This is a genomic window from Pontiella sp. (assembly GCF_041622395.1).
Classification (GTDB): Bacteria; Verrucomicrobiota; Kiritimatiellia; order Kiritimatiellales; family Pontiellaceae; genus Pontiella.
On record NZ_JBFJYW010000085.1, the window covers coordinates 1 to 12678 of the forward strand.

Consider the following 12678-nt stretch of genomic DNA (forward strand, 5'->3'; position numbering starts at 1 on the left):
CTACAGCGGCACCTTTCGACGCGTTGTTGCCAAAGCAAACTCGGCGCGTGAATAATTCAGGCTAGTACACTGGAAACCTTAAACTTTCGGATGATATTCAACCACCCGCTTCGCTAGAGGTCACAGAGGGGATCTGTATATATGAGCCTCTGTGCCCTCTGTGCCCTCTGTGGTGAAAATACGAAGTTCTAGGCGATACGCTGCACTAGGTTCGCGGGCTGCGCCACGCCTCGGCATTCCGTTGAACGTTTCCCGGAATCCCTCCTCTACAGTCCGTCCGGGAACAGGTCGCCGAGCTTGGGCTTGTCGCCGGGGCGCATTCGATGGGCGATGGGCTTGCGGGAATCGATGGCGCATTGGGCCATGAATTCCTGCGACGACATCACCTGGGCGCCGTCGCTGAGGACGGCATGCGCTTCCGCCCGGTCGGAGGTGACGACCAGGATCTTGCCGGGGTTGGAATACTTGGCAACAAGCCGTTCGATGACGGTGTCGGCGTTGTTCTTGCCGGAGGCGTAGAAGATTTCCAGATGCCGGGAGGTCAGGGCGGCGTCTTGTCCATATTCGCGCCCGTCGAAAACGATGGTGGTCTGGCGGGCCATGCGGTGCGCCGTCCCTTCGACCATCCGGACGAGCCGGTGCCGCGCGAGCTGGAGATCCGTTCCAAGCAGGGCGACCAGTTCGTCCACTACGTGGAGTAGGTTGTAGCCGTCGATGAGCAACCAGTCGGGACGCATCTATTTCCTCCGCAACCAACCGCGCAACGGTAAATTGCCCTCGATCAGATGCTCGAGTTTCCGTTTGAAGTCGTCCTTGGCGGCCAGTCCCTGCCGATAGATCGTTTCCGCTTTGTAGAAGTCGAGCATGTCGATGTCGACGATGGGCGGCTGCAGATAGATGTCGACCGGATGGTTGGCCAGCTTTTCCTGGGCCATGGCATCCATCATCACATTGTAGGTGTGGAACACGGCATCCAGCGGCGAGGGGATCCGCATTTTGGACCCGGAGGAGTCGCCCATGATATCGACGGCGATGCGGATGTCGCACTTGGGATCGAGCAGGTCGTGCGGCACGTTGTTCATCAGGCCACCATCGACCAAGACGCGGTTGCCGATAACCACCGGGGTGAAAATGTAGGGCAACGCCATGCTGGCCCGGACTGCGGGGAGCAGCTTGCCGGTGTCGAACACGACCTGTTCCTTCCGCCAAAAATCGGTCGCGACGATTTTGAGCGGGATTTCAAGTTGGTCGAAGGTGTCGATCTCCATTTGCTCGTAGAGGAAGCCCAGCAATTTGTCGCCCTTGAGGATCCCTTTCGGTTTCAGACTGAATTGCGGATCGATCAACTGCAGGAATTTGAACAGGTCCTTGTCGCGGAAAAAATTCTTGAACGACGATTTTTGGGGTTGGATGATCAGGTGGTCGATCATCTCGGCGATCTCCTGGGCCGTATGGCCCGAAGCATAGAGCGCGCCGAGAATTGCGCCGATGCTGGTGCCGGTGATGCAGTAGGGTTTGATGCCGAGTTCGTCGAAAACTTCAAGGATCGGGATATGTGCAAATCCCTTGGCGCCGCCACCGCCGAGTGCTAGTCCGATTTTTTTCATGAACGCACTTTAGGGCGTCCATTGGGCATCGGCAAGATATTCGGAAACAATGTCTTTATAGGTGCGGAGCCGTTGCTTTTTTTTTAGTTTTTTGAACATGGCGCGCCCGTTCGAAAGGGGCAGGGACTGGTAGGACCAGAACTCCTTCATTTTCCCCAGAACCGGATGGTCGCCATCCAAGATGGCTTCGTAGCGCGAAACCAGATCGTCGTGGAATTCGCGCAGGCGTTCAACCGGCGTTCGCTCGCCCATGGGGCCGCCTTTGATTTCCTCGCACAGAAACGGGTTGGCCAGCAGCCCGCGGCCCAGCATGAAGCGGCTGAGGGTCGGGAAGCGTTCGTGCACCGTGTTGAAAAAGGCGAGGGTGTTGATGTCGCCGTTGTAGCAGACCGGATGCTCCAGCAACTGGAGGGCCTCCGCGAAGGCATCGAGGTCGACCACGCCGTCGTACATCTGCTCCGCCGTGCGAGGATGGACGATCACCTCCGACAGCGGATAGGTGTTCAGCACGGGGATCAGCCGCATCAGCTCCGACTTGTCGGAGACGCCAAGGCGAACCTTGACGGAGATTTTGACGGGGCTGCGCTCGCAGACCTGGTCGAGGATGGCTGCCACCGTGTCGGGATAGGGCAGCAGGCCGGAGCCGCGCCGCTTTTTGCGGATCGGTTTGTGCGGGCAGCCCAGGTTCCAGTTGACCTCGTTGTAACCGAGATCGTGGAGGGCAATGTTCATCTGGACGAAGTCGTCGGCCTTGTTGCCGATCACCTGCGGAATGAGCGGCAGGCCGGAGTTGTTTTCCGGCAGCACGTCCTTGAGCAACTTCGGGTTGATCCGCTCCGCGTCGACGGTCGAGATGAACGGCGCCATCTCCACATCCAACCCCCCGAAATGCCGGACGTAGGCCTGGCGATAATGCATCGTGGTAATTCCACGCATCGGCGCCAAAATGAGCGTTGGTTCGGTTGCAGGCATGGTTGGGGCGGAATGACGGGATGGTCGGCTTGCGCCGATATCCCGTGGTTCCCGTAGTCCGGTCTAAATCAGGCCCGCGAGAGATACTTGCGGTCGCGGGTGTCGACCTTGATGATTTCGCCGGGCTCGATGTATTCCGGAACCTGTACGATCAGGCCCGTGCTGAGCGTGGCCGGCTTGGTTCTGGAAGTGGCCGAGGCCCCCTTCATGGCCGGCGGGCACTCTTCGATCTTCATGTCCAGCGTGTCGGGCAGACGCAACGTAAGGACCCGTCCGTCGGAAATGAGCGCGGTAATGCCTTCCATCCCTTCGATCAGGAACGGGAGCAACTCTTCCACATCCTCTTTGTTCAGCTCGATCGTTTCGTAGGTTTCCAGATCCATGAAGGCGTAAACGTCGCCGTTCACGTAGTCGAAGGAAACTTGCTTGGTATCGAACGAGGTTTCCTGCAGGGGGTCGTCACTGCGGTAGGTTTTGTCCACCTTGTTTTTCGTGGTAACGTTGCGGAAGCGGACTTTGTAAATGGTGCCGCCGCCGCGCGCCGTAGGCGACTGCTGCGTAATGTTTTCAATCACATGCGGGGTTCCGTCGATATCGATGACGGACGTCTTCTTCAAATCACAGGCCTTGACCATAAAATGCTCCTTGTTTGCAAACCGCGGAATATCTCTGAAAGCCCATGCCAGATCAAGTATTTAGGGCGGGGAAGAATGCGGGGGCGACGCGAGGTGTCGGCGCGTCACGAGTCGCGATTGACTCCGTTATTAATCATTGCGGCGGAGAACCCCGCGCCGAAGCCGTTGTCGATGTTGACCACGGTGATGTTCGGGGCGCAGGAGTTGAGCATCGTGAAGAGCGGGGCGATCCCGTTGAGGTGCGAACCATAGCCAACCGAGGTCGGAACGGCGATCACGGGGCAGGGGGCCAGTCCGCCGACCACGGAGGGCAGGGCGCCCTCCATCCCGGCAACGCAAACGATGCAACGGGCCTGCTGGATCTTTTCGTTATGCGCCAGCAGGCGGTGGATGCCCGCCACCCCGGCATCGTAGATCCGCTCGGCCTTGGCGCCGGCAATCGATGCGGTTTCAAAGGCCTCCTCCGCAACGGGAATGTCTGCCGTCCCGGCCGAGATAATCAGCACGCTTCCGGTTTTTTCGCGGGCACTTGCCGCAAGCACGATGGTCCGGCCGAGTACGTTGTAGACCAGGCGGGCATCGATTTTCCGCAGGCGTTCGAAGAGGTCCGGTTCGGCGCGGGTCAGCAGGATGTTGTCGTTGTGTCGTTCCAGTGCCAGGAAGATCTTTTCGATCTGCTCGTGGGTTTTGCCTTGGCAAAACACGACTTCCGGGTAGCCCGTCCGCAACGCACGGTGGTGGTCCACCTTCGCGAAGCCCATGTCTTCGAACGGCAGTTGCTTGAGTGTTGCGAGCGCTTCGGGAAGATCCACCTCGCCGGTTTTAAACCGGTTCAGCAGCGTCTCTAGTTTGTCGACTTCCATGGTCAGCCTCCGACTGTAAATTCTAAGTTCTAATATCTAAATTCTAAAAAAATCCCAAAACGAAAGGCCACAATGTTCAAATGGGTGTTCTGGCCCGAGTTTGAGATAGGTGCTTTATATTTGTTTGGAATTTAGGGTTTGGTTTTTAGGATTTCCACGGCGGGATGCCGGGAAGAAGTGCCTTGAATTCGTGAATCAGTTCGGCTTGGTACGCTTCGGAAAAACCGCCTGCGAGAAAGGCGTCGTAGGCTTCATCCATGAAGCGCACCCAGCTTTCCACCTCGTGGCCGGGGTTGATCGGGAAAAAGTTGCAGCCGATCGCCTGCGCGGCGGCCAGATCGCCCGGGGCGTCGCCGATCATCAGGATGGCGTTGGCTTTGTAGCGGTCGACGGCGGCCATGGTGAAATGGTCGATCTTGCTGCCCAGCTCGGGGCCCGCGATGACGGAAACATACTGCGCGAGGTTGTCGCGATACCAATCCTTCAGCAGCGCCACCGCCTGGGTTTGGGAAATCACAATGGCATCGGAATGTGCCTGGATGCGCTTCAGCGCGGCTTCGACCCCTTCGAACGGCGGCGGGGCGGGCATGTTTTTGTCGATGTCTTCGTTTAGATCGACGCTCCATTGATGGGCTTCGGCCAGCAATTTGCTGCCGGTCCGTTCGGCCTCCGCCAGGATGGTTGCATTGCCGAGGGGCTGGCCGGAGTCGCAAAAGATCCGCAGATCGGCCGGATCGGGGATGGTTGCCTTGTCCGCCGCTTCCGGCCAGTCACGCAGCAACTCGAAGGTTTTGCAAAGCCCGAGGAAGCGGTTGAGTCCGCGGTAGGTGGAGTATAGATAGGTGAACTCCGCCGCCGCACGAACTTGCGGTTCGATGGCTTCCAGGCCCCAGTGCTTGATGATCGCCGGATGAAAGTGCTCTTTCTGCTTCGTTTCCATCGTGTCGAACACGCAGCCGTCGGAATCGATGCCGACAAAGGTTTCGAAGTTGGGCAGAAAATTGATCAGGTCGTCTTTGTGAAATTCTCTCATATGCCGCGAAACACTAGGGCGGCAACGCCCGTAGGGCAAGCTTTCTGGTTCAAACTCGGGGGTCCTTTTTGGCTCGGAACGCCTCCGATGCATTTGCGGCGCTTTTTTATGGAAACGGTTCGGTCGGTCAGTTAAATTCCGCACCTATATTCATAAATCCGAATAAACGAATAGAGGTTTAGCCATGAGTAAAATCCGAGTTGATCACGTTTTTACCTCCGAGTCCGTTTCCGAAGGGCACCCGGACAAGGTTTGCGATCAGATTTCCGACGCCATTCTCGACGCATGTCTGGCCTTGGACCCCAAAAGCCGCGTAGCGTGCGAAACCTTGGCCACCACCAATTTGGTGGTGAATGCGGGCGAAATCACGTGCGACGGTTGGGACCAGGTCGATCCCGAAACGATTGCCCGCAATGTCTGCCGCGATATCGGCTACGATCGCGAAGAGCTGGAATTTTGCTGCGATACCTTCGAATACATCAACCGGCTCCACGGGCAGTCGCCCGACATCTCGCAGGGCGTAACCGAGGGCGCAGGGCTCTTTATGGAACAGGGAGCCGGCGACCAGGGCATGATGTTCGGCTATGCCTCCGATGCCACCGAAAGCCTGATGCCGGCGCCGCTGGCCTACAGCCACCTCCTGCTCGACGAACTGCAGAAGATCCGCAAGGCGGGCACCATTCCCTACCTCCGCCCCGACTCCAAGTCGCAGGTGTCCATTCTTCATGTCGAAGGCAAACCGGTTTCGATTGAAACGGTCGTCATTTCGCATCAGACCGACGATGTGCCGCTGGACCAGATCCGCGCGGACCTCATCAAGGTCTGCAAGGATGTGCTTGCTCCGACCGGCCTGCTGAAGGAAGACACCGAATATTACATCAACCCCACCGGCAAGTTCGTGATCGGTGGCCCCCACGGCGACGCGGGGCTGACCGGCCGCAAGATCATCGTCGACACCTACGGCGGCGTTGGCAGCCATGGCGGCGGCGCGTTTTCCGGCAAGGATCCGTCGAAGGTCGACCGCTCCGCCGCCTACTACTCCCGCTATGCCGCGAAAAACATCGTGGCCGCCGGATTGGCCAACAAGTGCGAAATCCAAGTGGCCTACGCCATCGGCGTTCCCAAGCCGCTGAGCATCAATGTCGATACCTACGGCAGTGGCAAGGTGGACGACCATCTGATCGAGGAAATCCTCAAATCCGGCCAAATCTTCGACTTCCGTCCCCGCGCACTGATCAACGATCTGGGCCTGATGACGCCGAACGGATGGTGCTATCGCGATTCCGCCGCCTACGGGCATTTCGGCCGTTCCCAGTTCCCGTGGGAAAAAACCGACAAGGTCGACGCGTTGCGTCGTGCGGTCAACCTGTAGGTGCCCGCCCCTTCGTTCTGAGGCGCGTTTCCCGGCAATCGGGAAGCGCGTTTTTTATGGGATCGAGTCCTGCCTTGAAGAAAATGCGCTAATGGGTATAGTGCGCTCACATTCTTTAAACCCCCAAAGCAATCTATGGCGAACAAGCGGAAAATCGAAAACCTGGAAACCTATATGCTGTCGGTTATCGACGGCTCGGAGAAGGGGAAAGGGCCAACCGCATTGCGGGTGTTGCTGAAGGGATTTTCATTGCTCTTTGCCCTCATTGTCCAAGTGCGCCTCAAGCTCTACAAGCACCGGATCATCCGTCCGAACACCCTGGGCTGCCAGGTGATCAGCGTCGGCAACCTGACCGTGGGTGGCACGGGCAAGACGCCGGTGGTGGAAGTGTTTGCCCGCAACCTCCAGCAGCAGGGCCGCAAGGTCGCCATCCTCAGCCGCGGCTATAAAAGCAAGGAAATGTCGTTTCGCGAAAAGATGATCCAGCGCGTCACGACCGGCAAAATCGAAACTCCGCCCCGCGTGGTTTCCGACGGCAAACGGCTGTTGCTCGATTCCTGGACGGCGGGCGACGAACCCTACATGCTGGCCTCCAACCTTCCCGAAGTGGCCGTGGTGGTCGATAAAGACCGCGTCAAGGCCGGAAAATACGCCATCAAGGAGCTCGGTTGCGATACGCTGATCCTCGACGACGGGTTCCAGTACCTGAAACTCGGCCATCGCCTTGATATTGCGCTGGTCGACCGCACCAATCCCTTCGGGCACGGCCATTTGCTGCCGCGCGGACTCTTGCGCGAGCCGATGCGCAACATCAAGCGCGCGGGCTTCATCTTCATTACGAAATGCGGGGACGCCGGCGAACCCGAACTCAAGGAAGAGTTGCGCCGCTTGAACCCGGTGGCCGAGATTTCCGAATGCCGCCATGCCGCCAAATATCTCAAGGATGTTTTCGGCGAGCAGACCTATCCGCTCGATTGGCTCAAGGGCAAGAAAATCGCCGCGGTTTCGGCCATTGCCGTTCCGGAGAGTTTCGAAGAGGCCCTGAAGTCGTTCGGCGCGGAAATCGTCTACACCCGCCGTTTCGCCGACCACCATCGTTTTTCCCAACAGGAAATCATCAATACCATCAACCGCAGCATCAAGCTGGGCGCCGAGGCCATCCTGACCACCGAGAAAGATGCCGTCCGCTTCCCGTTCGTCGACCGGCGCGATATCCCGGTGATCTACATGCGCGTCCAGATTGAAATGCTGAGCGGCGAGGAGGAATTCATGGATTGGATTTCACGCATCTGTTTCAAATCCCCGCAGTCGGCATGATGCAGGAACGCATACTCATTGTTGGATTGAACTGGATCGGCGATGCCATCATGAGCATGCCGGCCGTTCAGGCGTGCCGCGCCGAAAACCCCGATGCCCGCATTGCATTGCTGGTGAAACCCTATCTTAAACCGCTCTGGGAAATGCATGCGGTCCCCGACGACATCCGCTGTCTGGAACCCAAAATGTCGGACACCGTTGCCGGCCTGCGGGCGCAGCGGTTCGACAAAGCCTGCATTCTGCCCAATTCGTTCCGTTCCGCCTTTCTCCCAACCATGGCGGGCATTCGCTCGCGAATCGGCCTGAAAGGGGAGCTGCGCCGTTGGATGCTCACGGAAACCGTGCCGCTGTCCGGCGGGCACCAGATGAACGAATACTACCCGATCCTCGCCCCGGGGCACGCCGGGCGGGAGTTGCCGAAGTTGTCGGTTCCCGAATCCCGATTCGAGTCCGTCGGCGGCGACTATGCCGTCCTGATGCCGGGGGCCGCGCGCGGCCCGTCCAAAATGTGGCCGATCGACCATTTCGAGGCGTTGGCCAAGCGGATCCTCTCCGAAACGGAGCTCTCCATCGTATTGGCGGGTGGCGGCGGCGATGCCCCCGCCTGCGAAATGCTGGCCGCCAAGCTAGGCGGGCGGGCGCAAAGCGTTGCCGGAAAGACCACGCTCAAGGAGTGGGCGGCGTTGCTGAAGAACGGCCGCGTTTCCGTGGCGAACGATAGCGGTGGCATGCATCTGGCCGGCGCGGTCGGCGCCCCCGTCGTCGGTCTGTTCGGCATGACCAATCCCGACAAGACCGGCCCGTTGGCCGAGCGTTTCCGCATCATCCAGAACAGCACGGAGAAGGCGCGGCACATTGCCCGCGATTCCGCCGAGGCGCGGCAGGCGCTGGCCGACATCTCCCCGGAACAGGTTTTCGACGCGGTGCAAGAGCTGCTGGCATAAGAAAAGGCGGCCGTGGTTAGCGACCGCCCCGGTTTTGCAGAGGGAAAAGGAGAAAGAAAAACCCTCTGTAGATACCCAAGTTCGGTAGATCAGACCCAGAGCGTCCGGTTCTGTTCAAAAAAACGCCCGGAATATCCGGGCGTTTTTTGCATTGGGGGCTGCGCGATTAGGCGTGGTATTCCTGGATCGACTGGACGTCCCACTCGTTTTCCATGATGTACTTGATGGCTTTGACCGACGCCTCCGCGCCGGACTGCGTGGTGACGATCGGCAAGCCGCGCAGGATCGCTTCCGAGCGGATCTTGATTTCGTCGACGCGGGCAACCGGGCCGCTGGGGGTGTTGATCAGCAGTTGGATGCCCCGTTCCTTCATCAGATCGATCACGTTTTTCCCGTCTTCGGAAAGTTTGTGGGTCAGCGTCACTTCCAGCCCGGCACCGTGCAAGGCCTGCGCCGTGCCTTCGGTCGCGATCAGCTTGAAGCCGAGATCGACGAACTGGCGACCGACCTCGATGATCCAATCCTTGTCGCGGTCCTTCGCGCTGAGGAAGACGGCGCCTTCGGTCGGCAGCACCTGTCCGGCGGCAACTTCCGCTTTCCAGAACGCCAGCTCAAAGCATTTGTCGATCCCCATCACTTCGCCGGTCGATTTCATTTCCGGCCCGAGGATCGGGTCGACGCCCGCGAAGCGGTTGAACGGGAAGACGGCTTCCTTGACGGCATACCATTCCAGTTTCGGCTCGAAGCCGACGAGGTTCAGCTCCTGGAGCGTCTTGCCCATGGCGATCTGCGTGGCCACGTTGGCCAGCGGCACATTGGTTGCCTTCGAGACATAGGGAACCGTGCGCGAGGCGCGCGGATTGACTTCGATGATATAGAACTCGTTATCTTTCACCGCGATCTGCGCGTTCATCAGGCCCTTCACGCCGATCTCCATGGCCATGGCGGCGCAGGCTTCCTTGATGCGCGCCACCATTTCGTCGGTGAGGGTGTAGGGCGGGATCGAGCAGGCGGAGTCGCCGGAATGGATGCCCGCTTCCTCGACGTGTTCCATCACTCCGCCGATATAGACGTCGGTGCCATCGCAGACGAGATCGACATCGACCTCGATCGCGTGTTCAAGGAAACGGTCGATCAGCACCGGATGGTCCGGGCTGGCCGCGAAGGCGGCATTGACGAACGGCTCGAGTTCCTCTTCTTCGTAGGCCACCATCATGGCGCGGCCGCCGAGGACGAACGAGGGGCGGATCATGACGGGGAAACCGATGCGGTGGGCGATGGTCTCGGCTTCGGCCAAGGTGCGCGCGGTGGCGGATTCCGGCTGCTTGAGCTGGAGCCTGTCGAGCAGCTGGCGGAAGAGCTCGCGGTCTTCGGCGGCGGCGATGCTCTTGGGCGAGGTGCCGAGGATCGGCACGCCGGCTTCCAGCAGGCGGTCGGCCAGGTTGAGCGGGGTCTGGCCGCCCATCTGGACAATCATGCCGAGCGGTTTTTCGGCTTCGTAGATGTTCATCACGTCTTCGAAGGTGAGCGGCTCGAAGTAGAGCTTGTCCGAGGTGTCGTAGTCGGTCGACACGGTTTCCGGGTTGGAGTTGACCATGATGGCCTCGTACCCCATTTCGCGCAGCGCTTTGACGGTGTGGACGCAGGAATAGTCGAACTCGATGCCCTGGCCGATGCGGTTCGGGCCGGACCCGAGCACGATGACGCTCGGCTTGTCGGTCTTGCGCGTTTCGTCGAGGTCGGCGTAGCAGGAGTAGAAGTAGGGCGTCGAAGCTTCGAATTCGCCGGCGCAGGTGTCAACCAGGCTATAGACCGGAATGATACCCAGCTTTTTGCGGAGCGCGCGGATCTCGTTCCCGCGGCAACCGCGCAACGCACCGATCTGTTCGTCGGAGAAGCCGTTTTTCTTGGCGTATCTCAGCAGGTCGTAGTCGAGCGCGTCCGCATCCTTGATTTGCTTTTCGATCTCAACGATCTGCAGGATCTGGTCGATGAACCACGGATCGAGCTTGGTCATTTCCTGGACCTTCGCAATGGAATAGCCCCGCTTGAGCGCCACCTTGATCGCGATGGTGCGCTCGGTGCACGTGGTCAGCAGATAGTCGTCGAGCTTCTCGGCCTTCAGCTTGGCCTCCGCCTTCAGGTCGAGCCCGTCAACGCCGATTTCCAGCGAGCGGAACGCTTTCTGCAGCGACTCCTTGAAATTGCGGCCGATCGCCATGGTTTCGCCGACCGATTTCATGCTGACGCCGAGCTTCGGGCTGGCGGACGGGAACTTTTCGAAGGTAAAGCGCGGCAGCTTGGTGACGACGTAGTCGATCGATGGCTCGAAGCAGGCCGGGGTTTCCTTGGTAATGTCGTTGGGCAGCTCGTCGAGCGTGTAGCCGGCCGCCAGCTTGGCCGCCAGTTTGGCGATCGGGAAGCCGGTCGCCTTGGATGCTAGGGCGGAGGAGCGGGAAACGCGCGGGTTCATTTCGATCACGGCCAAGCGGCCGGTTTCCGGGTGGATGCAGAACTGGACGTTGGAACCGCCGGTTTCGACCCCGATAATGCGGAGTACGGCCAGCGAGGCGTCGCGCATGGTCTGGTATTCGCGATCCGTCAGGGTCTGGGCCGGAGCCACCGTGATCGAGTCGCCGGTATGGATGCCCATCGGGTCCATGTTTTCAATGGCGCAGATGATGACGCAGTTGTCCTTCTTGTCGCGCATCACTTCCATCTCGAACTCTTTCCAGCCGAAGACGGATTCTTCCAGCAGCACTTCCGTTGTCAGGGAGGCTTTGAGTCCGCCCTCGGCAATGACCATGAGTTCTTCCATGTCCTGTGCAATGCCGCCGCCGGTTCCGCCCAGCGTAAAGGAGGGGCGCACGATGATCGGGAAATCCAGTTCTTCGGTGGCAACGCGTTTGGCCTCTTCCAGATCGTGCACTTCATAGCTGCGCAGGGTTTCGATGCCGACTTCCGCCATGCACTGCTTGAACAGGTCCCGCTCTTCACCGCGCATGATGGCATCGTATTTCGCGCCGATCATTTCCACGCCGTATTTTTCCAGAATGCCGAGTTCCACCAGTTTCATGGCGGCATTGAGCGCCGTCTGCCCGCCGAGGGTCGGGAGAATGGCGTCCGGCCTTTCCTTGATGATGATCTTTTCGATCGCTTCCGGCGTGATCGGCTCGATGTAGGTGCGGTCGGCCGTGGCCGGGTCCGTCATGATCGTGGCCGGGTTGGAGTTGATCAGCGAGATCTTGTAGCCCTCTTCCCGCAGCGCTTTGCACGCCTGGGTGCCGGAATAGTCGAATTCGCAGGCCTGGCCGATAACGATCGGCCCGGAGCCGATAATAAGAATGTGGTGGATGTCTTCTCTCTTTGGCATAGTATCTTCCTCAACGCAAAGGCGCAAAACGCGCCGAGTTTCGCAAAGTTAATTATAAATCATTTACAATTCGGTTAATTCCATCTTTCAGCAACGGTTCATGGAAATTGATGATCAGGGCCAGTTTGATTCCGCTTAATTTCAAATAAGTCAGGGTTTGAGCCTTATCAATCCGGGAAACGGTTTCCACGGCCTTGTTCTCCACAATTACTTTTTGGTCTACCAAAAGATCTATTCGGTAATCAGTTTTGAGCGTTTTACCTTTATATTGCAGGGGCTGATATTTCTGCCGCTCATACGGGATGTTCCGCAGATCCAGCTCGCAGCACAGGGCTTCTTCATATGCACTTTCAAGAAGACCGGGGCCTAAATGGCGATGTACTTCAATCGCCGCCCCGATGATTTCTTTTGAAAGTTCATTTTCAGTCATGCTTTGCGAGCCTTTCTTTTCTTTGCGGCTTTGCGTTTCAACCTACTCCCATTCGATGGTGGACGGCGGCTTGGAGCTGATGTCGTAGCAGACCCGGTTGACGCCGCGCACTTCGTTGATGATGCGGTTGGA

General features: G+C 58.7%; 12 protein-coding genes. 3 read left to right on the top strand and 9 right to left on the bottom strand.

All coding sequences use genetic code 11. The annotated features are described in order from the left end of the window. Positions 1–266 precede the first annotated feature (266 nt). From ABYO54_RS06770 to ABYO54_RS06795, 6 genes are all read right to left on the bottom strand, one after another. On the bottom strand, positions 267–737 hold the full coding sequence (locus ABYO54_RS06770; RefSeq protein WP_372807486.1) for an NYN domain-containing protein: 471 nt from the start codon (positions 735–737) through the stop codon (positions 267–269). After that, complete coding sequence (locus ABYO54_RS06775) at positions 738–1607, bottom strand: patatin-like phospholipase family protein (protein WP_372807487.1); 870 nt, start codon at positions 1605–1607, stop codon at positions 738–740. A gap of 9 nt (positions 1608–1616) precedes the next feature. Beyond that, on the bottom strand, positions 1617–2543 hold the full coding sequence (locus ABYO54_RS06780) for a tRNA dihydrouridine synthase (RefSeq protein ID WP_372807488.1): 927 nt from the start codon (positions 2541–2543) through the stop codon (positions 1617–1619). A gap of 104 nt (positions 2544–2647) precedes the next feature. After that, complete coding sequence (gene yeiP, locus ABYO54_RS06785; RefSeq protein WP_372807489.1) at positions 2648–3214, bottom strand: elongation factor P-like protein YeiP; 567 nt, start codon at positions 3212–3214, stop codon at positions 2648–2650. A gap of 104 nt (positions 3215–3318) precedes the next feature. Continuing rightward, positions 3319–4077 carry a nickel pincer cofactor biosynthesis protein LarB gene (gene larB, locus ABYO54_RS06790; RefSeq protein WP_372807490.1) on the bottom strand — a complete coding sequence of 253 codons (759 nt, stop codon included), beginning with the start codon at positions 4075–4077 and terminating at the stop codon, positions 3319–3321. Positions 4078–4222: 145 nt separating this feature from the next. Then, a complete protein-coding gene (locus ABYO54_RS06795; protein WP_372807491.1) occupies positions 4223–5110 on the bottom strand; it encodes an HAD family hydrolase in 888 nt (295 codons plus the stop codon). Positions 5111–5294: 184 nt separating this feature from the next. Between ABYO54_RS06795 and metK the strand changes: the two genes are divergently transcribed. From metK to waaF, 3 genes are all read left to right on the top strand, one after another. Continuing rightward, on the top strand, positions 5295–6482 hold the full coding sequence (metK, locus tag ABYO54_RS06800) for a methionine adenosyltransferase (protein WP_372807492.1): 1188 nt from the start codon (positions 5295–5297) through the stop codon (positions 6480–6482). A gap of 135 nt (positions 6483–6617) precedes the next feature. Then, positions 6618–7799, top strand: coding sequence for a tetraacyldisaccharide 4'-kinase (gene lpxK, locus ABYO54_RS06805; RefSeq protein ID WP_372807493.1), 1182 nt, complete (start codon positions 6618–6620; stop codon positions 7797–7799). Then, complete coding sequence (gene waaF / locus ABYO54_RS06810; protein ID WP_372807494.1) at positions 7757–8743, top strand: lipopolysaccharide heptosyltransferase II; 987 nt, start codon at positions 7757–7759, stop codon at positions 8741–8743. Before lpxK ends, waaF begins: the two co-directional genes overlap by 43 nt. A gap of 166 nt (positions 8744–8909) precedes the next feature. Here the strand turns inward: waaF and carB are convergent, their stop codons facing one another. From carB to ABYO54_RS06825, 3 genes are all read right to left on the bottom strand, one after another. After that, positions 8910–12116: a carbamoyl-phosphate synthase large subunit gene (carB, locus tag ABYO54_RS06815; RefSeq protein WP_372807495.1), complete on the bottom strand. Its 3207-nt coding sequence runs from the start codon at positions 12114–12116 to the stop codon at positions 8910–8912. A gap of 52 nt (positions 12117–12168) precedes the next feature. Further along, positions 12169–12546, bottom strand: coding sequence for a GxxExxY protein (locus tag ABYO54_RS06820; protein ID WP_372807496.1), 378 nt, complete (start codon positions 12544–12546; stop codon positions 12169–12171). A 42-nt stretch (positions 12547–12588) separates the two neighbouring features. Further along, a partial coding sequence (locus tag ABYO54_RS06825) for a hypothetical protein (RefSeq protein WP_372807497.1) occupies positions 12589–12678 on the bottom strand: 90 nt, incomplete at its 5' end.